This is a genomic window from Blastococcus sp. TF02-8 (assembly GCF_003319175.1).
Classification (GTDB): Bacteria; Actinomycetota; Actinomycetes; order Mycobacteriales; family Geodermatophilaceae; genus Blastococcus.
The window spans coordinates 333998-357082 of record NZ_QOHK01000005.1 but is presented as its reverse complement, the minus strand read 5'-3'; the positions used below and the strand labels follow the sequence as shown (position 1 = coordinate 357082).

General features: G+C 72.4%; 24 protein-coding genes. 13 read left to right on the top strand and 11 right to left on the bottom strand.

The window, feature by feature from the left end; genetic code table 11:
* Positions 1–133: 133 nt before the first annotated feature.
* Positions 134–355 (bottom strand): hypothetical protein, encoded by a 222-nt coding sequence (locus DQ237_RS12895; RefSeq protein WP_113800513.1) that lies wholly within the window; start codon positions 353–355, stop codon positions 134–136.
* Between the two features lie 48 nt (positions 356–403).
* Positions 404–1360, bottom strand: coding sequence for a helix-turn-helix transcriptional regulator (locus DQ237_RS12890; protein ID WP_113800512.1), 957 nt, complete (start codon positions 1358–1360; stop codon positions 404–406).
* Between the two features lie 57 nt (positions 1361–1417).
* On the opposite strand from DQ237_RS12890, the gene DQ237_RS12885 reads away from it, so the two are divergent.
* The 3 genes from DQ237_RS12885 to DQ237_RS12875 all read left to right on the top strand — a co-directional run bounded on the left by DQ237_RS12885 (position 1418) and on the right by DQ237_RS12875 (position 4412).
* Positions 1418–2635, top strand: a complete 1218-nt coding sequence (locus DQ237_RS12885) for a hypothetical protein (protein ID WP_205730196.1) — start codon at positions 1418–1420, stop codon at positions 2633–2635.
* The gene (gene ychF, locus DQ237_RS12880; RefSeq protein WP_113800511.1) at positions 2632–3705 is read left to right on the top strand and encodes a redox-regulated ATPase YchF; all 1074 of its coding nucleotides are present in this window, start codon (positions 2632–2634) and stop codon (positions 3703–3705) included. The genes DQ237_RS12885 and ychF overlap by 4 nt, the downstream gene beginning before the upstream one ends.
* Positions 3706–3815: 110 nt before the next feature.
* The gene (locus tag DQ237_RS12875) at positions 3816–4412 is read left to right on the top strand and encodes a transglutaminase family protein (protein WP_205730195.1); all 597 of its coding nucleotides are present in this window, start codon (positions 3816–3818) and stop codon (positions 4410–4412) included.
* 458 nt (positions 4413–4870) lie between these two features.
* Here DQ237_RS12875 and DQ237_RS12870 read toward each other — a convergent pair whose 3' ends face one another.
* A complete protein-coding gene (locus DQ237_RS12870; RefSeq protein ID WP_113800510.1) occupies positions 4871–5410 on the bottom strand; it encodes a dihydrofolate reductase family protein in 540 nt (179 codons plus the stop codon).
* Positions 5411–5489: 79 nt separating this feature from the next.
* Here DQ237_RS12870 and DQ237_RS12865 point away from each other — a divergent pair, with 79 nt between their 5' ends.
* Entirely contained in the window at positions 5490–5942 is a 453-nt protein-coding gene (locus tag DQ237_RS12865; RefSeq protein WP_113800509.1) for a nuclear transport factor 2 family protein, read from the top strand.
* 6 nt (positions 5943–5948) lie between these two features.
* Here the strand turns inward: DQ237_RS12865 and DQ237_RS12860 are convergent, their stop codons facing one another.
* Positions 5949–6176 (bottom strand): toxin-antitoxin system YwqK family antitoxin, encoded by a 228-nt coding sequence (locus tag DQ237_RS12860; protein WP_113800508.1) that lies wholly within the window; start codon positions 6174–6176, stop codon positions 5949–5951.
* Positions 6177–6271: 95 nt separating this feature from the next.
* On the opposite strand from DQ237_RS12860, the gene DQ237_RS12855 reads away from it, so the two are divergent.
* Positions 6272–6583 (top strand): PspC domain-containing protein, encoded by a 312-nt coding sequence (locus DQ237_RS12855; RefSeq protein ID WP_113800560.1) that lies wholly within the window; start codon positions 6272–6274, stop codon positions 6581–6583.
* Positions 6584–6627: 44 nt separating this feature from the next.
* Positions 6628–7248, top strand: coding sequence for a hypothetical protein (locus tag DQ237_RS12850; protein WP_113800507.1), 621 nt, complete (start codon positions 6628–6630; stop codon positions 7246–7248).
* 4 nt (positions 7249–7252) lie between these two features.
* On the opposite strand, the gene DQ237_RS12845 is transcribed toward DQ237_RS12850, so the two are convergent.
* Entirely contained in the window at positions 7253–7969 is a 717-nt protein-coding gene (locus DQ237_RS12845) for a hypothetical protein (protein ID WP_113800506.1), read from the bottom strand.
* On the bottom strand, positions 7966–8640 hold the full coding sequence (locus DQ237_RS12840) for a hypothetical protein (RefSeq protein WP_147251805.1): 675 nt from the start codon (positions 8638–8640) through the stop codon (positions 7966–7968). Before DQ237_RS12840 ends, DQ237_RS12845 begins: the two co-directional genes overlap by 4 nt.
* Positions 8641–8879: 239 nt before the next feature.
* Here DQ237_RS12840 and DQ237_RS12835 point away from each other — a divergent pair, with 239 nt between their 5' ends.
* The 3 genes from DQ237_RS12835 to DQ237_RS12825 all read left to right on the top strand — a co-directional run bounded on the left by DQ237_RS12835 (position 8880) and on the right by DQ237_RS12825 (position 13194).
* The gene (locus DQ237_RS12835; protein WP_113800504.1) at positions 8880–9869 is read left to right on the top strand and encodes an LLM class flavin-dependent oxidoreductase; all 990 of its coding nucleotides are present in this window, start codon (positions 8880–8882) and stop codon (positions 9867–9869) included.
* Between the two features lie 46 nt (positions 9870–9915).
* On the top strand, positions 9916–10821 hold the full coding sequence (locus DQ237_RS12830) for a DUF1028 domain-containing protein (protein ID WP_113800503.1): 906 nt from the start codon (positions 9916–9918) through the stop codon (positions 10819–10821).
* Positions 10822–10962: 141 nt separating this feature from the next.
* A complete protein-coding gene (locus tag DQ237_RS12825; protein ID WP_113800502.1) occupies positions 10963–13194 on the top strand; it encodes a bifunctional diguanylate cyclase/phosphodiesterase in 2232 nt (743 codons plus the stop codon).
* Between the two features lie 59 nt (positions 13195–13253).
* Here the strand turns inward: DQ237_RS12825 and DQ237_RS12820 are convergent, their stop codons facing one another.
* The 3 genes from DQ237_RS12820 to DQ237_RS12810 are packed head-to-tail and all read right to left on the bottom strand — an operon-like array spanning position 13254 to position 16720.
* The gene (locus DQ237_RS12820) at positions 13254–14063 is read right to left on the bottom strand and encodes a succinate dehydrogenase/fumarate reductase iron-sulfur subunit (protein WP_255411545.1); all 810 of its coding nucleotides are present in this window, start codon (positions 14061–14063) and stop codon (positions 13254–13256) included.
* Positions 14060–16006: a fumarate reductase/succinate dehydrogenase flavoprotein subunit gene (locus tag DQ237_RS12815; RefSeq protein ID WP_113800501.1), complete on the bottom strand. Its 1947-nt coding sequence runs from the start codon at positions 16004–16006 to the stop codon at positions 14060–14062. Before DQ237_RS12815 ends, DQ237_RS12820 begins: the two co-directional genes overlap by 4 nt.
* Before the next feature lie 15 nt (positions 16007–16021).
* Positions 16022–16720 (bottom strand): succinate dehydrogenase cytochrome b subunit, encoded by a 699-nt coding sequence (locus DQ237_RS12810; protein WP_240619605.1) that lies wholly within the window; start codon positions 16718–16720, stop codon positions 16022–16024.
* A 171-nt stretch (positions 16721–16891) separates the two neighbouring features.
* Between DQ237_RS12810 and DQ237_RS12805 the strand changes: the two genes are divergently transcribed.
* The 3 genes from DQ237_RS12805 (at position 16892) to DQ237_RS12795 (ending at position 19856) form a co-directional block, all read left to right on the top strand.
* Positions 16892–17500, top strand: coding sequence for a sulfite oxidase-like oxidoreductase (locus tag DQ237_RS12805; protein ID WP_113800499.1), 609 nt, complete (start codon positions 16892–16894; stop codon positions 17498–17500).
* A gap of 100 nt (positions 17501–17600) precedes the next feature.
* Positions 17601–18260 carry an FAD-binding oxidoreductase gene (locus DQ237_RS12800; RefSeq protein WP_240619604.1) on the top strand — a complete coding sequence of 220 codons (660 nt, stop codon included), beginning with the start codon at positions 17601–17603 and terminating at the stop codon, positions 18258–18260.
* 264 nt (positions 18261–18524) lie between these two features.
* The gene (locus DQ237_RS12795) at positions 18525–19856 is read left to right on the top strand and encodes a succinic semialdehyde dehydrogenase (protein ID WP_205730194.1); all 1332 of its coding nucleotides are present in this window, start codon (positions 18525–18527) and stop codon (positions 19854–19856) included.
* Positions 19857–19910: 54 nt separating this feature from the next.
* Here the strand turns inward: DQ237_RS12795 and DQ237_RS12790 are convergent, their stop codons facing one another.
* Positions 19911–22034: a catalase gene (locus DQ237_RS12790; RefSeq protein WP_113800498.1), complete on the bottom strand. Its 2124-nt coding sequence runs from the start codon at positions 22032–22034 to the stop codon at positions 19911–19913.
* A gap of 129 nt (positions 22035–22163) precedes the next feature.
* Here DQ237_RS12790 and DQ237_RS12785 point away from each other — a divergent pair, with 129 nt between their 5' ends.
* A complete protein-coding gene (locus DQ237_RS12785; RefSeq protein ID WP_147251804.1) occupies positions 22164–22577 on the top strand; it encodes a hypothetical protein in 414 nt (137 codons plus the stop codon).
* On the opposite strand, the gene DQ237_RS12780 is transcribed toward DQ237_RS12785, so the two are convergent.
* The gene (locus tag DQ237_RS12780) at positions 22534–23064 is read right to left on the bottom strand and encodes a DUF6817 domain-containing protein (RefSeq protein ID WP_113800496.1); all 531 of its coding nucleotides are present in this window, start codon (positions 23062–23064) and stop codon (positions 22534–22536) included. The two genes, DQ237_RS12785 and DQ237_RS12780, sit on opposite strands and share 44 nt — an antisense overlap.
* Positions 23065–23085: the final 21 nt, after the last annotated feature.

Sequence of the window (23085 nt, the reverse complement as noted above, 5' to 3'; positions counted from 1 at the left end):
CACGGGTTCTCCATCGAGCGCGACACCCGCGGCCGATGGCACACCTACCGGCCCGACGGCACCGAGATCCACGTCCTCCCACGGATCACCACCGAACCGGTCACCACCCGCGCCGGCTGAACGAGCCAGGGGGTCAGAGGACCCGGCGCTCCGCGGTGAGCTCGTTCGGGGTATCTCCGGTGTTCACGGTCTCGCTCGGCTCGACCAGCAGAACCTGCGCGCCATCCGGCGAGTACGGCTGGTGCGGCGTGCCCTGGGGGACCACGTACAGCTGACCCGGCCCCAGGGTGACGTCCCCGTCGTTCAGGTGGGCGACCGTCTGCGGCTGCCGAGGCTGGTCGATCGTGGCGAGCACCTGGACGCGTCGACGGACGCGGGCATGACTCCATCATCGTGTGTTGCGTCAGCCCTCTGCGGCCTCGACGACGGCCTCGCCCGCCGGGCTGCGCCAGTAGAGGACCTCGCGTCCCGAGCGCCGCCGCTCGAGCAGGCCGGCGTCGAGAAGTACCCGCAGGTGCCCACCCACGGAGCCGAGCGGCAGCCCGGTCTCGGCGGTGAGCGTGCTGGTGCTCCGGGGCGAGCCGAGGCGGGCCAGGATCCGCGCACGGCTGGCGCCCAGGAGGCGCACCAGGGCGTCGGGTAGCGGGGTCGGTCCGCCGGCCAGGACGCCGGACACGGGGTAGACCAGGGCGTAGCGGTCCGGCAGGTGCCAGCTGACCGAGCTGCCCTGCGTGTGGGCGGCGATGAACAGCAGATCGCTGCCGCGCACGTCGCGCGGCGGGTACGGGTGCGCGTTCACCTGCAGGCGACCGTTGGACAGCCAGCGAACCCCCGGAGCGAGGCCGTCCAGCGCACCGGACCAGCCCTCGCTGCTCAGCCGGGCGGTCCGCGACACGACGTCGGCACGCAGGACCCGCAACCGGCGGTCCCACTCGTCGCGGATCGTGTGCCGCCACGTCCACCGCAGCAGCTCCGCAGCCACGGCGGCGAGCCCCGTCGCGCTCAGCTCCTCGGGGAGCGGGCCGGAGGTGAACTCCAGGTCCGCGCGGATGCGGGCGTCCTCCAGCGACTCGAGGTACAGCAGCTCCTCGTCCAGCTCGAGGTTCGGCGCGGCCGGCGGCACGGTGAGGAAGTCGGCCGTCCAGGTCGCCCCGAAGGCGTGCCGGACCAGGGCGGCCCCGACCGGGTCGTCCGCCAGCCGCTGCGCGAGTGCGGCGGCGTGCGCGTCCCGCCACGGCCGGTGCCAGGGGAGGACCTGGGAGGCGAGCAGCATCTTCAGTCCGGCGAGTGTCTCGGTGAGCTGCGAGGTGCCGAAACGGGCGCGCGCCATGACGTCGGCATCGACGATCAGCTCACCCACGTTTCGACCCTAGGCGAAACTCTGGGGCGGGAGAACCGGCAGCGGCACCGTCGCCCCGTGCCCACCTACCGGTCGTTGTTCGCGCGCCGCGAGTTCCGTGCGCTGTGGACCAGCAGTGCCCTGACCACCGTCGCCTCGACGACGTCGAGCCTCGCGCTGGCCACCGTCGTGCACCGGCAGACGGGATCCGCGCTGCTGAGCGCTGTCGCGATGTTCGGGCCGTCGCTGGCGCAGGTCCTGGGAGCCACGACCCTCATGTCCGTGGCCGACACCGCGCCACCACGCCGGACGCTCACCGTCGTCGGAACCCTCACCGCGGCCGCCCTGGCCGTGCAGACGCTGCCGGGCCTGCCCCCGTCCGCCCGCCTGCTGGTCGTCCTCGGTGCGGCCTACGTGGTGGCGGTCGGGTCGGGCGTGCGCTGGGGGCTGCTCGCCGAGATCCTCCCGGCGGACGGGTACGCCCTCGGACGGTCCGCCATGAACGTCTCCGTCGGCGCGTGCCAGGTCGTCGGGTTCGCCACCGGTGGCCTGCTGCTCAGCGTGCTGAGCACCCCGGAAGTCTTCGCGCTGGCTGCCGGCGTCGCCGCACTCGCCGTCCCGGTCCTGCGGTTCGGGCTGGTGGAGCACCCGCCGCGGCGCAGTGCGCGAGCCGGTCTGCGCGAGACCTGGCGGGGCAACCGCGTGCTGCTGTCGGCCCGGTCCACGCGCACGCTGCTGATCGCGCTGTGCGTGCCGAACGGGCTGATCGTCGGGTGCGAGGCGTTGTTCGTCCCCTACGCGGGCGACCGGGCGGGCCTCCTGCTGGCCGCGGGTGCCGTCGGGATGATGACCGGCGACCTCGTGGCCGGCCGGTACCTGACCGCAGCGGGACGACGCCGCGCCAGCACGCCCCTGCGCATCCTGCTGGCCGGGCCGTTCCTCGTGTTCGCCGTCGAGCCGGGCGAGGCGCTCGCCGTGGCCGCAGTGGCACTGGGTTCCGCGGGATACGCCGCGTCGCTGGCGCAGCAGGAGTGGCTGGTCGTGCTCACGCCGGAGGCGCTGCGTGGCCAGGTGCTGGGGCTGGAGTCCTCGGCCCGGATGACCGCGCAGGGGGTCTTCGCCGTCCTCGCCGGCACGCTCGGGGACCTCATCCCGCCGTCCGCCGCGATCGCACTGCTCGCGACGGCGTCGCTCGCGGTGTCCCTGCTGCTCACCGGCCCGCTCGCCCGCGTGGGGGACCGCGCCGCCTCGCCGTCCGGAGCCGGGGTCGGCGGCCCGTACCCTGGACTCCCGTGAGCCTCACCATCGGGATCGTCGGCCTGCCCAACGTCGGCAAGTCGACGCTGTTCAACGCCCTGACCAAGAACGACGTCCTCGCGGCGAACTACCCGTTCGCCACCATCGAGCCCAACGTCGGCGTGGTGGGCGTTCCCGACCCGCGGCTGGACAAGCTCGCCGAGATCTTCGGCTCGCAGAAGATCATCCCGGCGACCGTGTCGTTCGTCGACATCGCCGGCATCGTGCGCGGGGCCAGCGAGGGTGCCGGCCTGGGTAACAAGTTCCTCGCCAACATCCGCGAGAGCGACGCCATCTGCCAGGTCATCCGCGTCTTCAGCGACCCCGACGTCGTCCACGTCGACGGCAAGGTCAGCCCGTCCGACGACATCGAGACGATCAATACCGAGCTGGTCCTCGCGGACATGCAGACGCTGGAGAAGGCGGTCCCGCGGCTGGAGAAGGAGGCCAAGAAGGACAAGGAACGCGCCGCGCTGCTGTCCGCCGCCCAGGACGCGCAGAAGGTCCTGGACGAGGGGCGGACCCTGTTCTCCGCCGGTGTCGACCCCGAGCCGCTGCGCGAGCTGAGCCTGCTCACCACCAAGCCGTTCCTCTACGTCTTCAACGTCGACGCCGACGAGCTGGCCAACACCGAGACGCTCGCCGAGCTGCGCGCTCTGGTCGCTCCGGCCGAGGCGATCTTCCTCGACGCGCAGACCGAGTCCGAGCTCATCGAGCTGCCCGCCGAGGAGGCCGCCGAGCTGCTCGAGTCGATCGGGCAGAGCGAGCCGGGCCTGGACCAGCTGGCGAAGGTCGGCTTCCGCACCCTCGGCCTGCAGACCTACCTGACCGCCGGACCGAAGGAGGCGCGCGCCTGGACCATCCCGGTCGGCGCGACCGCCCCGCAGGCCGCCGGTGTCATCCACACCGACTTCCAGCGCGGCTTCATCAAGGCCGAGATCGTCTCCTTCGACCAGCTCGTCGAGGCCGGCTCCATGGCGGAGGCCAAGTCCAAGGGCTGGGTCCGCATGGAGGGCAAGGAGTACGTCATGGCCGACGGCGACGTCGTGGAGTTCCGCTTCAACGTCTGAGCGAAGCGGGGTCCGGAGACGGGCCTCGGTGCGCTGGCCGATCGCGGGACCGCCCAGCGGACCCGTGAATCCGGTACCCCCGCCGGCGGGTCGTCGCTAGCGTTCCGCCGGTGACCGCACCGGAGCTGACCGCAGCCGACCCCGCAGAGTACCTCGGGGCCGACGACGTCGTCCAGTCCTCGCACCCCGACGTCGTGGCCCTGGCCACCCGGCTGCGCGAGGAGCACTCGGATGACGCGGAGTTCGCCCGTGCGGCCTTCGAATGGGTGCGCGACGCCGTCGCGCACTCGGTCGACGCCCAGGACCCGCGGGTCACCCTCACCTCCTCCGAGGTGCTCCGCGAGGGAGTCGGCCTCTGCTACGCCAAGTCCCACCTGCTGGCCGCGGTGCTCCGAGCGGGCGGTGTGCCGACGGGGCTCTGCTACCAGCGGCTCCGCGACGGCGACGGGCACGTGCTGCACGGACTGGTGGCCGTCCACCTCGACGGCCGCTGGCACCGGCAGGACGCCCGCGGCAACAAGCCCGGCGTCGCCGCGCAGTTCTCCCTCCACGGGGAACGGCTGGCCTTCGCCGTCGACCCGGCCGCCGGCGAGATCGACTACCCGGACCTCTTCACGTCGGCGGCCGCGCCCGTCGTCGAGGTGCTGCGGGGTGCCACGGACGTGCTCGCCCTCTGCACGGGTGGACTTCCGACCGGGCTGGACTGATCGGTCAGCCGGCGTCTGCTCAGGGTGCCGCCATGTCCTACGACCTGGCGGCGTGGGCGGGGCCCCGTACCCGGGCGCGGAGGTTGCACTCGACACCGTGGCCGAGGTCGCGCGGCGGGACGGGCTCGTGTAATCTGACCTCCCAGGAGGAACGGCTGCTCCAGAGCGGCGTCAGCCGGCGATGCGGGCGCACTCCTCGCACTGCGGGCCGCCACCCGACGCCGGTCAGTCCGCCGCCGCGCGGGCGACCACGAGCACGCCGCACACCGACGCCTCGAGGCCGTCCACGACCGGCCGGGCCACCGCATGCGCGACGTCGCCCGCGCCCGATGGCGAATCCCTGGCCCTGGAGCTCACGGCCCGCGGAACCGGTCACGACGACGCTTCCCCTCATGGCGCCAGCGTGGGCCGTCCAGGTGTCCGGCGGGTGACCTCCCGCCGAACACCTGACGGCGTTCTCAGCTGTCGCGGACCGGCCGGTAGATCACGTGCAGCACGCCGGTCGGCAGCGCCTCCGACGAGACCAGCTCCAGCGGCGTGCGGCCCAGCTCGTCGGTCCAGCGCCGCTCACCGGAGACGACGATCGGGTCCACCAGCAGCACCAGCTCGTCCAGCAGGTCCGCCTCCAGCAGGGCCCGCACCGTCGAGAGGCTGCCGGACATGCCGATCCAGCCCTCGGTGCCGTCCTTCAGCTCGCGCACCTCGTCGAGGCTGCGGAGCACCGAGGTGTTCTCCCAGTCCGACGACTCCAGCGTCGTCGACAGCACGTACTTGCGGATCGGGTTGATGAAGTCCCCGAACTCGTCGCTGGTGTTGCCCGGCCAGTACTGCGACCACATGTCGTGCAGCACCCGGCCCATCAGGTAGGCCTCGCACCGGGAGTTGTGCCGGTCCACCGCCTTGCCCATGGCGTCGTCGAAGTACGGGAAGTGCCACTGGTCGGGCCGCTCGGCGGAGCCGTCGACGGTGGTGAACAGGGCAGCGGCGATCTTTCCCACGGGGGTTCTCCTTGCGGTGCGCGGTTGTCGAGAAGGTAGACGGACAGCCGGATCGGAACTCATCGGGCAGAGTGGTGCCGTGTCGCGACCGCCGTTCCCGCCGTTCACCCTCGAGACCGCCCGTCAGAAGGTGCAGGCCGCCGAGGACGGCTGGAACACCCGCGATCCGCAGCGGGTGGCCCTGGCCTACACCGAGGACACGGTGTGGCGGAACCGCGACGAGTTCCTGACCGGCCGGGACGAGGTCGTCGCCTTCCTGACCCGCAAGTGGGAGAGGGAGATCGACTACGCCCTGCGCAAGGAGCTGTGGGCCTTCACCGACGACCGCATCGCCGTCCGGTTCCAGTACGAGTGGCAGGACGCCGAGGGCCGTACCTGGCGGTCCTACGGCAACGAGAACTGGGAGTTCGCCCCCGACGGGCTGATGCGCCGCCGGGAGGCCAGCATCAACGACGTGCCGATCGCTCCCGAGGAGCGCTGGATCCTGGGCCCGCGCGAGGACGGCGAGACCGCCCCGCTGCCCCTGCACTGACCGCCGTCAGTCCATCTGCGTGACCTTGTACGGCGCGCCGCTGCGGTCGTAGGTGGTCCACTCCCCGGTCTGCCGGCCACCGTCGAAGTAGCCGGAGCGCAGCATCGTGCCGTCGAGCCGGAACCACTCCCAGTAGCCGTGCGGCCGACCGTCGACGACGGGGCCGTGCGCGCGCAGGGAGCCGTCGCGGTGGCGCTCCTCGTGGAATCCCTCGGTGAACTCGGTTCCGGGCACGTGCTGATCCCAGCACGTCCGTGAGGGGAGGAACCAGGGTCGGATCCGGGGGTTCCCCGATGTTCCCGCAGCCCGCCGACGGCCACGCTCGGAGCATGACCACCGCAGCAGAGTCCCCGACCTCGCAGCCCCCGCACGTCCGCCCCTTCCTCCGCAGCGGCACCGACCGCATGGCCGGCGGCGTCTGCGGCGGGCTCGCCGAGTACACCGGCATCGACGCCACCCTCTGGCGGGTCGGCGCGGTCCTGTTCACCCTCACCGGCGGCGCCGGCGTCCTCGTCTACCTGCTCCTGTGGGTCGTCGTCCCCTCGGCGCCGCTCCCGGAGGGCACGCGGCCCAGCCTGCTGGAGGAGTGGGCGCAGCGGCTCCGGGCGGCCGTGCTGGGCGGCCGGGACCGACGCGCGTGACGCGACACGACCCCCGGCGGCCCGACGTCCTGCAGGATGGCGGCATGACCGTCCCCGCCGGACACCCGCAGCCGGCCCCCATGGTGGTGCCCCGTTTCTTCGTCCAGCAGCGGATCACGCTGATGGTGAACCGCTACGTGATCCGCATGGCCGACCCCGACGGCAACCCGGGACATCTGCTCGCCTTCGCCGAGCAGAAGCGGATGAAGCTCAAGGAGGAGGTGGTCTTCTTCACCGACGAGTCGAAGAGCCGCCGCGTCTTCTCCTTCAAGGCACGCCAGCGGCTGGACGTGCACGCGCAGCACGACGTCTACGACGAGTACGGCACGATCATCGGCTACTTCAGCAAGGAGTTCGGCGCGAGCCTGCTCCGCTCCACCTGGAACCTCTCGGCGCCCGGCGTCGAGGCGGTCGGCCAGGAGCGCAGCATGTTCATCGCCGTCCTCCGCCGGGTGTGGGGCTTCATCCCCTACGTCGGCGACATCTGGGTCCCGTTCGTCTTCCACTTCGACTTCACCGACACCCGCTCCGGCCAGATCGTCCTCTCCAGCCACAAGAAGATCGCGCTCCGGGACGCCTACGACGTGACGGTGCCGAACCCGCAGCTGGACTTCCGGGTCGCGGCGGCGATGGCCGTGGCGCTGGACGCACTGCAGAGCCGCTGAGGGACTACCGCGTGCCGTCGCCCCCACCGGAGTAGCGCTCCTCGCGACGACGGCGGTTGCGCTCCTCGAGGTCGAGGTACCACTGGAGCCCCGAGGAGCCGAAGCTGTCCCTGATGTGGTGCTTGAGGCCGCGGGTCTGCAGGTTCAGCTCGTCGACCTCCTTCTCGTACTGGTCGAGGTAGCAGCGGACCGCCGTGCGCTCGCGGTGCAGCACGTCCAACGTGGCGCGGCTGGGGCCCACCCCGTGGGCACGGGCGGCCTCGTGCGTCTGCCTGATCGCCGAGCCGATCGCCCGCTCGGCCGCGCGGGCGGCCCTCAGCCCGGCATGGGCTCGATCGGCCGTCTGCCACGACCTCCGGTGCAGGTTGGTGGCGGCGTGGAAGGACGTCGTCTGCACTCCGGCCCGCATCGCCACCTCGATGTCGTGCTCCGCCTCGGCGACGGCCTGCCGCACGAGCCGCTGCGCCTGCTCCCAGTCGGCGTCCAGGCGCCGGGCGAGGACCCGGCGCACCTCCTCGGGCGGTGGAGCGATCCGCCGCGGTGCTGGCGCGGGGGAGGCCACGACCACGCGGGCCGCCGCGGGACGCGGAGCCGGGCGCCGCACGGCCGGCGGGCGGGACGCCGGCCGGACCGGCGGACGGGACCGCTGCCCGCCGGCCAGCAGGTAGCCGCCCAGCGCGAGCGCGGCCAGGACGGCTGCGACGACGGCGACCGTGGTCATCGCCGTGCACCCCCCGGCGCGGGGTCGAGCACGTAGCAGAACAGGTCGTCCGCTGCCCGTCTGGTGACGATGTCGGTCAGGGCCCGTGCCAGGACGCCGACCAGCTCGTGGGCCATGAGCGACTGGTCGGGGCGCCGGCCGAGGCCCTGGGCCTGCCGCATCGCCCGCTGCACGTCGTGCTGCGCTCGCCGGGCATCGCCGTCCCGGCGCTCCACGACGCGGAAGAACCGGTCGGCGCTCTCCCGCTGGGCGGCGAGCCCTGCGAGCGCAACGGTCCGAGCAGCCTCGATCCTGCGCAGCTCGACGTCCCGGTAGGCCTGCACCGAGGCCACCGCGTGCGTGGCCCGCTGCTCGATGGCCCGGCGACCGAGGTCGTGGTCCGCCTCGAGCCGGCGCAGCTCGACAGCGTGCTCGGCGATCACCCGTTGCAGGTCGACGGCACCGGCCCGTCGGGACGCGTCGTCGAGGACGGCCGCCTGCAGCCGCAGCAGCTGCTTCTGCTCCTCGTGCCGGCGACGGTCGGCCTTCTCCGCGTTGTCGAGACGCCTGCGCTCCAGCCGCAGCGCCATGAACTTCGAGGCGAGGTCGGACAGCGTGGTCAGCGGGCTGAGGATCGCCGCGACGTCCGACACGACGGAGGAGAACCTCGGCTGGCCGCTGTCGATCGTCACCAGTTCGGTTCCCACATCGCCCCCCGGTCGTCGCCCCGGGGCGAGCATGGAGGCATGCCTCCCGGAACGGAATCGCTCCACCTCCGGCGAGGACGTACCGCTGCCGGAAGCGGGAGGGTCGGGACTCCCGGTCCACCCCGACCCACGCACCGTGACCTCCGCAGAGAGGAGTGGCGACGGCGGGAAGCCCGAGGGCCCCGCGTCGGTTGGCACTGACAACCGACGCGAAAGGCCCGCACATGAGCATCACCCTGTCCGTCCTCGACCTGGCGCCGATCCCGCGGGGCGAGACCGCGAGCAGCGCCATCGCGTCCAGCGTCGCCCTGGCGCAGCGCGCGGAGGAGCACGGCTTCCAGCGGGTCTGGTACGCCGAGCACCACAACATGCCCACGATCGCGTCGTCGGCGACCAGCGTGCTGATCTCGCACGTGGGCGCGCACACCGAGCGCATCCGGCTCGGCGCCGGCGGCGTCATGCTGCCCAACCACTCGCCGCTGACCATCGCCGAGCAGTTCGGCACCCTCGAGGCGATGTACCCCGGGCGCATCGACCTGGGGCTCGGCCGCGCACCCGGCAGCGACCAGAACACCATGTACGCCCTGCGCCGTGACCCGATGTCGGCCGACTCCTTCCCCCAGGACGTGCTCGAGCTGCAGGGCTACCTCACCGGCAACAGCCGGGTCCGCGGGGTCGACGCGATCCCCGGCAAGGGGTCGAACGTGCCGCTCTACGTCCTCGGCTCCTCGATGTTCGGCGCGCAGCTGGCTGCCGCGCTGGGCCTGCCCTACGCCTTCGCCTCGCACTTCGCGCCGGCCATGCTCGAGCCCGCCGTGGCCACCTACCGCGCGGAGTTCAAGCCGTCGGCGCAGCTGGCCGAGCCCTACGTGATCGCCGGCGTGAACGTGGTGGCTGCCGACACCGAGGACGACGCCCGCGAGCAGCTCGCGGCGGTCAAGCGGAACCTGGCCATCGGTCTCTTCGGTCGCGGACAGGCGCTCACCGACGAGCAGGCCGACCAGCTCCTGGCCCAGGGCGCGGGGCAGCACGTGAACTCGATGCTCACGCACACCGCGCTCGGCACGCCGGCCCAGGTCAAGGACTCCCTGGAGGCCTTCGCGAGGACGGCCAACGCCGACGAGCTGATCGTCGCCTTCCAGTCGACCTCCCTCGAGGGCCGGCTGCGCGCGGTGGAGCTGACCGCCGGGGCGATGGCGTCGGTCACGGCCTGACCCGGCGGGGTTTGCCGACCGGGGGAGGGGCGGGTAGGTCGACCCCGTGACCTACTCGATCGTGGCCCGCGACCCCGAGACGGGGGAGATGGGCGTCGCCACCCAGTCCCAGGCGTTCGCCGTCGGCAACAGCGTGCCCTTCGCCCTCCCGGGGCACGGGGTCATCGCGACCCAGTCGATGGCCGAACCGATGTACGGCTCGGTCGGTCTGGACCTCCTGCAGGGCGGCTTCACCGCCCAGGAGGTGCTGACGGCGCTGAGCAGCGTCGACCCTCAGCCCGAGCGGCGACAGGTCGCCGTCCTGGGGGTCGCGGGTGACTTCGCCGCCTACACCGGCAGCAGCTGCGTCGACGACGCCGGTCACCTGCTGGGCGACAACTGCGTGGCGCTGGCCAACATGGCCAGCTCGCCGGCCGTGTGGGAAGCGATGGTCGAGCGCTTCGAGGGCTCGTCGGGCCCGCTGGCCCAGCGCCTGCTCTCCTCGCTGGTGGCGGGGGAGGAGGCCGGGGGCGACTTCCGCGGACGGCGGTCCGCCGCGATCATGGTCATCCGCTCCACGACCACGGGTCGTCCCTGGCACGACATGGTGGTCGACCTGCGCGTCGACGACTCGCCCGACCCGCTCGGCGTGCTCGCCGAGCTCACCGTCACGCGTGCCCGCTACCAGGACGTCGTCCGGGCCTTCCAGCAGGCGATCGACGGCGACCCGGTCACCGCCGACCGTGAGCTCGACCTGCTGCGCCCCATGGACCCGGTCACCGAACCCGACCAGCTGATGTGGCGCGCGGTCATCGCCGCCCTGGCCGGCCGGGAGGACGCGGCCCGGGACATGCTCAAGGATCTGGCCGCCCTCGCGCCCCAGTTCGTGGAGGCGGCCAGCCGTTTCGGCAAGGCCGGGCTCATGCCCGCCGACGTCATCGAGCGCATCATCCCGCCGGTCCCGGCCACCTGACGCGCTCACCCGGACGGAGGAGCCGGGGCGTGAGCTGCGTTTCAGTCCGGTCCCGTTCCGGCCGATGCAGCCCTCATGAGGTCTCGGCGGTCCGCTGTGACGGGAGAGGCGCGCGCTGGGCAGCGCGACGCCGACCGTTCCATGCGCATCGTCCGGGTGGTCGGCGCCGTGTTCGGCGGGCTCTGGGTCCTGGCTTCCCTCGCCAGCGCGGCGGGCGTCGGCACCGTGGCCACGTGGCTGGCCGAGAAGGGGAAGCTCACCTTCCTCGCGGCGATCGTCGTCATGTTCGTCCTGCGCGGGCTGGCCGCCGCCGCACGGGTCGCCTGGTGGCTCCTCGCCGCCGCGGTGGCCTCCTACCTCGGGGGCGCGGCCCTCTTCGAGTTCCACTACCGCGGCCTCGCCGTCGCCCCGCACCCCTCGTGGTCCGACGTGGGCTTCCTCGGCTTCTACCCCCTGGCGTTCACCGGGCTGCTGCTGCTCATCCGTCTCCGCGTCCGCCGGCTGAGCCTGGGCAGCTGGCTGGACTGCGCCGTGACCGGGCTGACCGCTGCCTCGGTCGCCGCGGCGCTGGCCCTCGGGCCGCTCATCCAGCGGACCGGTGGCGGGCTCGACCTGGTCACCAGCATCGGCTATCCCTCCGCCGACCTCTTCCTGCTCGGCCTCCTCGCCGGCGGGCTGGTCCTCGTCGGCCGCGAGTCCGGCGCCGCCTGGTGGTGGGTGACCGGTGGGCTGTCCATCTTCGTCGTCGCCGACACCGTCTACGCCTACCAGGTCGTGCACGGGACCTACGTGGCCGGTGGCCCGCTGGACACCGCCTGGGGCCTGGCCTTCATCGCCTTCGGCCTGGCCGCCTGCGTCAGCCCGCGGCGGACGCCGATGGACGCCGCGGCCGTCGCCGCGCGGCGTCCGCTGTTCGTCCCTGCTGCCTGCACGCTGGTCGCCCTCGGGCTCCTGTTCGCCGGCTACCTCGGCGAGGGCGACCCGGTCGCGGGATCCCTCGCCCTGGGCGCGGTGCTCGCTGCGCTGGCGCGCACGGCCGTCACCTTCCGGGACGTGCGCGCGCTGGGCGACAGCCGCCGCCAGGCCCGCACCGACGAGCTCACCGGGCTGCCCAACCGGCGCACGGTCTTCGAGTCGCTGGACGCCGCCGACGAGCGGCTGGCCGAGGGGGCGGCGGTCGCCGTCCTCGTGCTCGACCTGGACCGCTTCAAGGAGATCAACGACTCGCTGGGCCACTCGGTGGGCGACGCGCTGCTCCGGGAGGTGGGCGGGCGCCTGCGCGGGGAGCTGCGCGAGGAGGACCTGCTGGCCCGCCTCGGCGGCGACGAGTTCGTCGTGCTGGCCGCCGACCTCGACGGCGCCTCGGCGCTCCGGCTCGCCGAGCGGCTGCGCGAGCAGTTCCAGCGGCCGTTCCTGCTCGGCGGGCTGGAGCTCGCCGTGGACGTGAGCATCGGCGTCGCCGTCGGGCCGGACGACTCGACCAACAGCGGGGAGCTGCTGCAGCTGGCCGACCTCGCGATGTACTCCACCAAGGCCGGCCGGCTGGGCGTCAGCCGCTACGACGAGGCGCGCGACGGCCACGGCCGCCACCGGCTGGAAGACGTCTCCCAGCTGCGCCGAGCCCTCGACCGCGGGGAGCTGGTCCTGCACTACCAGCCGAAGCTCGCGCTGAGCACCGGCGTCATCGACGGCGTCGAGGCGCTCGTGCGGTGGCAGCACCCCACGCGCGGGCTGCTCTACCCCGACGCGTTCATCGACCTGGCGGAGTCCGCCGGGCTGATGAGCAGGCTGACCACCCAGGTCGTCGACATGGCCCTGGCCCAGTGCCGGGTCTGGGCCGACCAGGGGCGGACCCTCACCATGGCGGTCAACGTCAGCCCGTCGAACCTGGTCGACGAGCAGTTCCCCGACGAGGTCGCCACGCTGCTCGCCGCCCATGACCTCTCCGCGGGCTCGCTGGTCCTGGAGGTCACCGAGAGCCTGCTCATGGAGGACCGCGAGCGCGCCGTCCGCGTGCTCTCCCGCCTCCGCGACGACGGCGTCGGCGTGGCCATCGACGACTACGGCACCGGGCACTCCAGCCTGGCCTACCTGGCAGCCCTGCCGGTCACGGAGCTGAAGCTGGACCGCACCTTCGTCTCGGCCATGACCGGCAGCCGGCGGGCCGAGTCGATCGTGACCTCCACCCTCCAGCTCGCGCACGCCCTGGGGCTGGTGCTCGTCGCCGAGGGAGCGGAGGACCAGGCCACCGTCGACGCGCTGGCCGGCCTCGGCTGCGACGTCGTCCAGGGGTACCACCTCAGCCGCCCGCTGCCACCGGACCAGCTGTGGTCGTGGCTCGAGGAGCGCTCGCCCGTCGCCGTCGCCGACTGACCCGCCCTACGCAGAAGGCCCCCTCCGGATCTCCGGAGGGGGCCTTCTGCGTCAGTGCGTCAGCTCTTCGGCCGGGCGCCGGCGCGCAGGGCGCCGAGCAGGTCGTGGTTGAGCCGCGAGATGGTCTCCATGGAGATGCCCTTCGGGCAGGCCGCGGAGCACTCGCCGATGTTGGTGCAGCCACCGAAGCCCTCGCGGTCCTGCTGCGCGATCATGTTGACCACGCGGTCGTTCCGCTCCGGCTGCCCCTGGGGGAGCAGGCCGAGGTGGGTGACCTTGGCGGCGGTGAACAGCATCGACGAGGCGTTCGGGCAGGCCGCCACGCAGGCGCCGCAGCCGATGCAGGTGGCGGCGTCGAACGCCGCGTCCGCGTCGGCCTTGGGCACCGGCGTGGCGTGCGCCTCCGGGGCGGTGCCGGTCGGGACCGAGATGTAGCCACCGGCCTGGATGATCCGGTCGAACGCCCGCCGGTCGACGGCGAGGTCCTTGATCACCGGGAACGGGCTGGCGCGCCACGGCTCGATGTCGATCGAGTCGCCGTCGGAGAACGAGCGCATGTGCAGCTGGCAGGTGGTGGTCTGCTGCGGACCGTGCGCCTGCCCGTTGATCATCAGACCGCACATGCCGCAGATGCCCTCGCGGCAGTCGTGGTCGAAGGCGACCGGGTCGTCGCCCTGCAGGATCAGCTGCTCGTTGAGCACGTCGAGCATCTCGAGGAAGGACATGTCGGGGGAGATGTCGGTGACCTTGTAGGTCACCATCTTGCCCTTGACCGACGGGTCCTTCTGCCGCCAGATGCGCAGGGTGAGGTTCATCCCGCGCTTCTCGTCGGCAGGGTTGCCGACGCTGGACTGCATGCTGGCTGTCACTTATAGCTCCGCTGGGCGAGGTGGACGTACTCGTAGACGAGGTCTTCCTTGTGGAGGACCGGGGGCTGGCCCTCCGGCGTCCACTCCCAGGCGGCGACGTAGGCGAAGTTCTCGTCGTCGCGCAGCGCCTCGCCCTCGGGGGTCTGGCTCTCCGCACGGAAGTGGCCACCGCAGCTCTCGCGGCGGTGGAGGGCGTCGATGCACATGAGCTCGGCGAGCTCGATGAAGTCGGCCACCCGGCCGGCGTGCTCCAGCGTCTGGTTGAAGGAGTGCCAGTCGCCGGTGACCTTCAGGTTGGTCCAGAACTCCTTGCGGATCTCCTGGATGCGGTCGATGGCCTTGCGCAGGCCCTCGTCCGTGCGCTCCATGCCGCAGTAGTCCCACATCAGCTGGCCCACCTCGCGGTGGAAGGAGGCGGGGGTGCGGGTGCCGTTGATGCTGAGCAGCTTCTGCACCTGCTCCTGCACGCCCTGCACGGCCTCGACCGCCGCGGGGTGCGAGTCGTCGACCTTGTCGAACGGGCCGTCGGCGAGGTAGGAGCTGATCGTGGAGGGCAGGACGAAGTAGCCGTCGGCCAGCCCCTGCATCAGCGCGGAGGCGCCGAGCCGGTTCGCGCCGTGGTCGGAGAAGTTGGCCTCACCGATCACGAACATGCCGGGGATCGTCGACTGAAGGTCGTAGTCGACCCACAGGCCGCCCATCGTGTAGTGGACGGCGGGGTAGATGCGCATCGGCGTCGCGTAGGGGTCCTCGCCCGTGATCTGGGCGTACATGTCGAAGAGGTTCCCGTACTTGGCCTCGACCGCCGGGCGGCCCATGCGCTCGATCGCCTCGGCGAAGTCCAGGTACACGCCCAGGCCACCGGGGCCGACGCCGCGACCCTCGTCGCACACGTTCTTCGCCTGGCGCGAGGCGATGTCGCGGGGCACCAGGTTGCCGAACGAGGGGTAGATCCGCTCGAGGTAGTAGTCGCGCTCGCTCTCGGGGATCTCCCGCGGGTCGCGGGTGTCGCCGCGCTCCTTGGGCACCCACACGCGGCCGTCGTTGCGCAGCGACTCCGACATCAGGGTCAGCTTCGACTGGTAGTCGCCCTTGACCGGGATGCAGGTCGGGTGGATCTGCGTGTAGCAGGGGTTGGCGAAGTACGCGCCCCGCTTGTGCGCCCGCCAGATCGCCGTGGTGTTGGAGCCCTTGGCGTTCGTGGACAGGTAGAAGACGTTGCTGTAGCCACCGCTGGCGATGACGACGGCGTCGGCGAAGTGGGTGCTGATCTCGCCGGTGACCAGGTCGCGGGCGACGATGCCGCGGGCGCGGCCGTCGACGATGATCAGGTCCAGCATCTCGGTGCGGGCGTTCTGCTCGACGTTGCCGGCCGCGATCTGCCGCTCGAGGGCCTGGTAGGCGCCGTAGAGCAGCTGCTGGCCCGTCTGGCCGCGCGCGTAGAAGGTGCGCGAGACCTGGGTGCCGCCGAAGGAGCGGTTGTCGAGCAGGCCGCCGTACTCGCGGGCGAAGGGCACGCCCTGCGCGACGCACTGGTCGATGATGTTGACGCTGACCTCGGCGAGGCGGTGCACGTTGTTCTCGCGCGCCCGGAAGTCGCCGCCCTTGACGGTGTCGTAGAACAGCCGGTGCACGCTGTCGCCGTCGTTGCGGTAGTTCTTCGCCGCGTTGATACCGCCCTGCGCCGCGACGCTGTGCGCGCGGCGGGGGCTGTCCTGGTACCAGAACGACTTGACCTTGTAGCCGGCCTCGCCGAGCGTGGCGGCGGCGGAACCGCCGGCCAGACCGGTGCCGACGACGATGATCGTCAGCTTGCGGCGGTTTGCCGGGTTGACCAGGCGCCCGCGGAACTGGCGCTCGCTCCAGCGCTCGCCGATCGGGACGTCGGTGGGGGCCTTGGTGTCGGCGATCGGGTCGCCGACGGAGAACAGGTCGAGAGGCATCGCGGGTGGAGCTCCTTAGTCGACGAGCCCGGTGAGGACGCTGAACGGCACGATGAGGAAGCCGGCGATCAGGATCGTGGAGAACGCGATCGCGAAGGCGTTGACCGTCCGCTCCCGCCGCCGGTTGCTCTGGCCGAGGGTCTGCGTGGCGCTCCAGATGCCGTGGCGCAGGTGCATGCCGAGCAGCACGAGGGAGATCACGTAGAAGGCGGTGATGAACGGGTTCGAGAAGCTCGCGACCAGGCGGTCGTACGGCGTGGAGTCGTTGCCGTCGGGGTTCACGACGCCCATCGTGAGGTCGAGGATGTGGTAGACGATGAACAGCAGCACGATCACGCCGCCCCAGCGCATGGTGCGCGAGGCGTAGCTCTGGGCCACGGCCTTCTTGGTCACGTAGCGCTCGGGGCGGGCCCGCTTGGCCTGGCGCCACAGCGAGACGGCGGCCCAGAAGTGCGCGATGACCGCGATGAGCAGGATCGCGCGGATGATCGTCAACGCGGTCTGGTGCGGCAGCGCCGGGGAACCGATCGTGCGGATCCACTCGGAGTAGTGGTTGAACGACTCCCGGCCCGTGAAGACCTTCAGGTTCCCGATCATGTGCGCGATCAGGTACAGCACCATCACGATGCCGCTGACGGCCATGACGGCCTTCTTCACGATCGAGTTGGTCTTTGCAACCTTCGGGGTTCTACGACCCGCGTGCGTCACCGTCACCACAAGTCCCCACGCTAGGACTACACGAGCCCCGCCACCAAACCAACACGAGGTGACACAGCTCATGTAAGGGTGCCCTCACCGCAGGTCAGGCGCCCGCCCGGGGCGTTCGCGCAGGTCGCGGGGGTCCGGTCACGATTGAGCCACCGGCCACCGGGGGAGGAGGACGAGGTGCCCACACCCACCCGTGGTTTCCTCGGCCGCCGGCGAGAACGCGATCCCCGCCTGCCGCCCGGGCAGTACGACGTCGGCACCGACTGGCCCGTGCTCACCGCCGAGCCGACGCCGCGCATCGCGCCCGAGCGCTGGAGCATCACCGTCGACGGCGAGGTGGAGAGCCCGACGACGTGGAGCTGGGAGCAGGCGCACCGGCTGCCGCCCTCGGAGTACCGCGGCGACATCCACTGCGTGACGACCTGGTCGAAGTTCGACACCCGGTTCGGCGGGGTCTCCGTCGACGCGCTGCTCGAGGCCGCCCGCCCGACGGCGGGGGCCCGGTTCGTCCTGGCGACGTCGTCCACCGGCTACACGACGAACCTGCCGCTGGCCGACGTCACCGGGGGCAGGGCCTGGCTGGCGTGGGAGTTCGACGGCCGGCCGCTGACGCCCGAGCACGGCGGTCCGGTCCGCCTGCTGGTGCCGCACCTGTACTTCTGGAAGAGCGCGAAATGGGTCAGCCGGCTCACGCTGCTCACCGACGACCGGCCCGGATTCTGGGAGCAGAACGGCTACCACGACCGCGGCGACCCGTGGCGCCAGCAGCGCTACCAGGGTGATTGAAGGACCTCGGCGCCCCCCGCCGCTCGCGAGCTCGCAGCGGGACCCTGCGCCGAGGCCGTTCCAGCCTCCTACGGGTTGGCGGACGGCGACGGTGGCGGGGGTGCGCCGACCGGTGCCGCGCTCGGTGCAGCTGCGGCTCGACGTGGAGGACCGGGTCGACCACCTGCCCGGGCAGCACTACGTCGTCCGGCTGACCGCGCCCGACGGCTACACCGCGCAGCGCTCGTACTCGGTGGCCTCGGCCCCGGGCGACCCGCTGGTCGAGCTGTTCGTCGAGCGGCTGCCCGACGGGGAGGTGTCCACGCACCTGGCCGACGTCGTCGAGCCCGGTGACCAGCTGGAGGTGCGCGGCCCGATCGGCGGCTGGTTCGTGTGGGACCAGGTCTCCCCGGCGCTGCTGGTGGCCGGCGGCTCCGGCGTCGTCCCGTTCCTGTCGATGCTGCGCACCGCGCGGGCGCTGGGCCGCACCGACCTGCTCCGCATCGCCGTCTCCGCGCGCACCCGCGAGGAGCTGCCCTACGCCGACGAGCTGGAGGCGGCGGGCGCGCTGGTCGTGCTCACCCGGGAGGCGCGCGGGATCCGGCCCGCCGGCCGGCTGACGGCCGCGGACCTGGTGCCGCTGATCGAGCCGGGGCAGACGGCCTACGTGTGCGGTTCCGGGCCGTTCGCCGAGGCGGCGGGGCAGCTGCTGGTGGAGCTCGGCGTCGATCCGGCCGACGTCCGGGTGGAACGCTTCGGTCCCAGCGGCGGACCGGCCTGACCTGCGGCAAGGTGTCGCCATGACGACGACCGCCCCGCACACCGCTGTCGCTCCGGCGCTGGACCCGGCGCTGGTCTCCCGCCTGACCGCCCTCGTCACCGCCGCGCCGGACCGACCCCGTCAGGCCTCGTACGCCCCGTTCACCGGCGGGGTGGTGGGCGAGGTGCCCACCTGCACCGCCGAGGACGTGCGGGAGGCCCAGCGTCGCGCCCGAGCCGCCCAGGTGGGCGGGCGGGGCGACCGGTCGCCGAGCGCGCCGCGGTCATGCTCCGGTACCACGACCTGGTCCTCGAGCGGCAGGAACAGATCCTCGACGTCGCCCAGGTGGAGACCGGCAAGGCGCGGGTCAGCGCGTTCGAGGAGCTGGCCGACGTCGCCATGACGGCGCGGTACTACGCCCACACCGCGGCCAGGCACCTGCGGCCCACCCGCCGCCAGGGCGCGCTCCCGGTGCTGACCCGGACCACGGAGCACCACCACCCCAAGGGCCTGGTCGGCGTGATCAGCCCGTGGAACTACCCGCTCACCCTCGCCGTCTCCGACGCCATCCCGGCCCTGCTGGCCGGCAACGGCATCGTGCTCAAGCCCGACGCCCAGACGCCGTTCACCGCGCTGATCGCCGTCGAGCTGCTCTTCGAGGCCGGCCTGCCGCGCGACCTGTTCCAGGTGGTCACCGGCCGCGGGCGGGACCTCGGCGCGCCGCTGATCGAGGGCGTGGAGTACCTGATGTTCACCGGCTCCACCGCCACGGGCCGGACCGTCGCCGAGCAGTGCGCCCGCCGGCTGATCGGCTTCTCCGCGGAGCTGGGCGGCAAGAACCCGATGCTCGTGCTGGCCGACGCCGACCTGGACAAGGCCGTCGAGGGCGCGGTGCGGGCCTGCTTCTCCAACTCCGGCCAGCTGTGCATCTCGGTCGAGCGCATGTACGTCGAGGACGCGGTCTACGACCGGTTCGTGCCGGCGTTCGTCGAGCGCGTGAAGAAGATGGGGCTCGCCGCCGGCCTCGGCTGGGATGCCGAGATGGGCTCGCTGGTGAGTCAGGACCAGCTCGACGTCGTCTCCCGGCACGTGGAGGACGCGGTCGCGAAGGGGGCCCGCGTGCTGGCCGGCGGCAGGCCGCGCCCGGACCTCGGCCCGCTGTTCTACGAGCCGACGGTCCTCGAGGGCGTGACCGACGGGATGGAGCTGGCCCGCGACGAGACGTTCGGGCCGGTGGTCGCGATCAGCCGCGTGCGCGACGCCGAGGAGGCGGTCCAGCGGGCCAACGACACCGAGTACGGGCTCAACGCCAGCGTCTGGTCGACCCCGAGGCGTGGCGCGGAGATCGCCACCCGCATCCGGTCGGGCACGGTGAACGTGAACGAGGCCTACGCCGCGGCGTGGGCCTCGCACGACGCGCCGATGGGCGGCATGAAGGACTCCGGCGTCGGCCGGCGGCACGGCGCGGAGGGCATCCTCAAGTACACCGAGTCGCAGACGGTCGCCGTCCAGCGCGGCCTGCCGGTCGGCCCGATGCCGGGGCTGCCGCTGGACCGGTACGCGAAGGTCATGACCGCCGGTCTCAAGGCCCTCAAGCGGGCTCCCTTCATCCGCTGAGCACGCACGAGAGCGCCGGTCCCCGAGGGGACCGGCGCTCCCGGGCGCGGTGGATCAGGCGGAGACGGTGGGCGGCACCATCGACGCCTTCACCAGCGGCTGGCGGTCCCACGCCCGGTGCATGCCGAGCGCGGCGATCGTCTCGGCGGCCATCGCGGCGTTCGCCTTCTTGCCGGTGATGACACCGGGGGCCTTCGGGTCGATCCCCGCGGCGCGCAGCACCTCGACGCCGTCACCCCACGCGCCGATGCCCTTCAGGTGGCGGAACGCCTCCTGCAGCATCACCAGGGCGCGGAAGTCGCCGTCCTTCGGGGCTCCGTCGGCCACGACGATCGCGTCGAACTCGATCGACCGCCCGGTGGCGAAGGTGCGCTCGACGATCTCGACGTCCCGGCCGCTGACCAGCTGGCCGCCGTGCGGTGCGATCACCTTGAGCTGGGCGCCCTCGGCCTCCAGGGCCTCCCGCAGCTTCGCGATGCCCTTCAGGTCGGCCTTCGGCCCGGCGACGACGCCCACGATCCGGCCGTCGACCGGGAAGGGCGTCGGCTTGATCTGGCGCAGCGCCGGCGACTCCCCGCGCACCTTCTCCGGCTTGATCTTCTTCGGCACCGGCAGGCCGAGCCCGGCGGCCACCTCGGCGCAGAGCTTCTCGTCGATGCGGGCGAGGACGGTGAGCGCCCGCTCCTTGATCGGCTGCTCGAAGCACTTGCCGAGCTCGAAGGTGTAGGCGTCGATCACGTGCTGCTGCTCGACGCTGGTCAGGCTCTTGTAGAACAGGGCCGGCTGGGAGAAGTGGTCGTCGAAGGACGCCGGCGCCGTCCGCCCGACCTCGCCGCCGACCGTGCGCGGCACGTTCACGTAGCCGCCCTCGGACCAGTCGGCCGGGTACGGGCTGCCGCCGTCGACGCTGTTGGGCGTGTACGGGGCCTGCCCCTGGTGCACCGCGTGCTGGTGGAACCCGTCGCGGGTGTTGTCGTTCACCGGCGCGTGCGGACGGTTGATCGGGATCTGGGTGAAGTTCGGCCCGCCCAGCCGGGTGAGCTGCGTGTCGAGGTAGGAGAAGTTGCGGCCCTGGAGCAGCGGGTCGTTGGTGCCCTCGATGCCCGGGACCAGGTGGCCGGTGTGGAAGGCGACCTGCTCGGTCTCGGCGAAGAAGTTCGTCGGGTTGGCGTTGAGCACCAGCTTGCCGATCGGCTGCACCGGGGCGAGCTCCTCCGGCACGATCTTCGTGGGGTCGAGCAGGTCGATGCCCTCGAAGGTCTCCTCGGGGGTGTCGGGGAAGACCTGGATGCCGAGCTCCCACTCGGGGAAGGCGCCGGCCTCGATCGACTCGTACAGGTCGCGCCGGTGGAAGTCGGGGTCGACGCCCGCGGCGATCTGTGCCTCCTCCCAGGTCAGGGAGTGCACGCCGAGCTTGGGCTTCCAGTGGAACTTGACCAGCACGGTCTCGCGGTCGGCGTTGACCAGCCGGAAGGTGTGGACGCCGAAGCCCTCCATCGTCCGGTAGCTGCGCGGGATGCCGCGGTCGCTCATGTTCCAGATCGTGTGGTGCGTGGCCTCGGTGTGGAGGGTGACGAAGTCCCAGAAGGTGTCGTGCGCCGACTGCGCCTGCGGGATCTCGTGGTCGGGGTGCGGCTTGGCCGCGTGCACGATGTCCGGGAACTTGATCGCGTCCTGGATGAAGAAGACCGGGATGTTGTTGGCGACGAGGTCCCAGGTGCCTTCCTTGGTGTAGAACTTCGTCGCGAACCCGCGGGTGTCGCGGACGGTGTCGGCCGAGCCCCGCGAGCCGAGCACCGTGGAGAACCGCACGAAGACCGGCGTCTCCAGGCCCTTCTCGGCGAGGACGGCGGCCCGCGTCACCTTCGCGGCGGTGCCGTAGGCGGTGAACACTCCGTGCGCGCCGGCGCCGCGGGCGTGCACCACGCGCTCGGGGATGCGCTCGTGGTCGAAGTGCATGATCTTCTCGCGGAGGTGGAAGTCCTCCAGCAGCACCGGGCCGCGCGGGCCGGCCTTGAGCGAGTGGTCGGTGTCGGGGATGCGGACACCGTTCGGCGTGGTCAGGGTGTCGCCGGCCTGGGCGCGGGGATCACGACCGTCCTCGGGCCCCTCGTAGCCCACACCGGTCGGACTCACGGTGCGGGGCGCGGACATGTTCGGCTTGCGCGTGGGGGGCACGGGTCTCCTCGGGGGAATCGATGTCTTCGATCCCCGCCGCGCTACCCGAGTGCCTGAGCTGCGCAAACGGTCGCTTCCACGCAGCGGGAACCGCACCGCGTCGCGGTCGTCCGCGGCATGCTGCGCGCCATGAGCGACGTCGCCGCACTGGGACTGGCCGGCCTGATGACCGGCTCGGGGATCGGTCACGCCGTCGTCCCGGGCTACTTCCGCGGGATGGTGCCGGACCGGCTGCCGGCGCCGGGAGCGATCGTGGCGGTCAGCGGCGCGCTGGACGTGCTCGCCGGCGCGCTCGTCGCGGCGCCGGCCACCCGGGCCGCGGGCGGTTGGCTGGCGGCGGGGCTGGTGACGGCGTACCTGCCGGCTCACCTCGACCCGCTGCGCCGGACGGGCACGGCCACCCGGCTCTACGACCGCGCACCCGGCATCGCGGCCAGGGTGCTGGTCAACCTCGGCTACATCGGCTGGGCGGTGGCGGTCGCCCGAGGCGCCGGCCGGGTCAGGCGAAGGCCCGCCGCGCCTCGGCGAGCACCGCGGGGCTGAGCGCCGGAGCCCACTGCTCGGTGAGCCGACGGAAGTAGCCGCCGTGCTCGTCGAGGAAGCCGGGTGCGTGCTCGGCGACGTCGACCTCGTTGACCAGGCTGAGGTCGGCGAACGCGCGCAGCTCCTCGTCGTCCAGCTCCTCCGCCGCGCCGGTGTGCCGGTCGTGCACCCGACGGGTGGCCGCCAGCTCCGGCCACGTGGCCCGCCGGTCGCAGGCGCCGTACCGGTGCACCAGCTCCTCGGCGGCCGCGCCGTCGATGCCGGCCAGCAGCGGCCGCTCGTCGTCGTCGAGGAGGCGGACGTCGAAGCCCTGGGTGCCGTAGACGGCGTGCGCGCGGCCGGCCAGCTGCACGTGCCCCGGCAGCCCCAGCTGCGCGAGCCGTTCCTGCACCCGCTCGAAGTGGCCGTACAGCGTGCCGCCGGGGTGGGCGATGTCCCCGGCGCCGCGGGCCCGGAGCAGGGTGGCGAGCTGCTCGGTGGCGTCCATGGCGGTGGACCGTACTGCGCG

Excerpts from the sequence above, each read along its gene's own strand:
- DQ237_RS12815 (WP_113800501.1), bottom strand. The coding sequence starts at position 16,006 with ATGCCTCTCGACCTGTTCTCCGTCGGCGACCCGATCGCCGACACCAAG.
- DQ237_RS12785 (WP_147251804.1), top strand. The coding sequence starts at position 22,164 with ATGAGCGACGTCGCCGCACTGGGACTGGCCGGCCTGATGACCGGCTCG.
- DQ237_RS12855 (WP_113800560.1), top strand. The coding sequence starts at position 6,272 with ATGACCACCGCAGCAGAGTCCCCGACCTCGCAGCCCCCGCACGTCCGC.
- DQ237_RS12845 (WP_113800506.1), bottom strand. The coding sequence starts at position 7,969 with ATGACCACGGTCGCCGTCGTCGCAGCCGTCCTGGCCGCGCTCGCGCTG.
- DQ237_RS12825 (WP_113800502.1), top strand. The coding sequence starts at position 10,963 with ATGCGCATCGTCCGGGTGGTCGGCGCCGTGTTCGGCGGGCTCTGGGTC.
- DQ237_RS12850 (WP_113800507.1), top strand. The coding sequence starts at position 6,628 with ATGACCGTCCCCGCCGGACACCCGCAGCCGGCCCCCATGGTGGTGCCC.
- DQ237_RS12795 (WP_205730194.1), top strand. The coding sequence starts at position 18,525 with ATGCTCCGGTACCACGACCTGGTCCTCGAGCGGCAGGAACAGATCCTC.
- DQ237_RS12780 (WP_113800496.1), bottom strand. The coding sequence starts at position 23,064 with ATGGACGCCACCGAGCAGCTCGCCACCCTGCTCCGGGCCCGCGGCGCC.
- DQ237_RS12835 (WP_113800504.1), top strand. The coding sequence starts at position 8,880 with ATGAGCATCACCCTGTCCGTCCTCGACCTGGCGCCGATCCCGCGGGGC.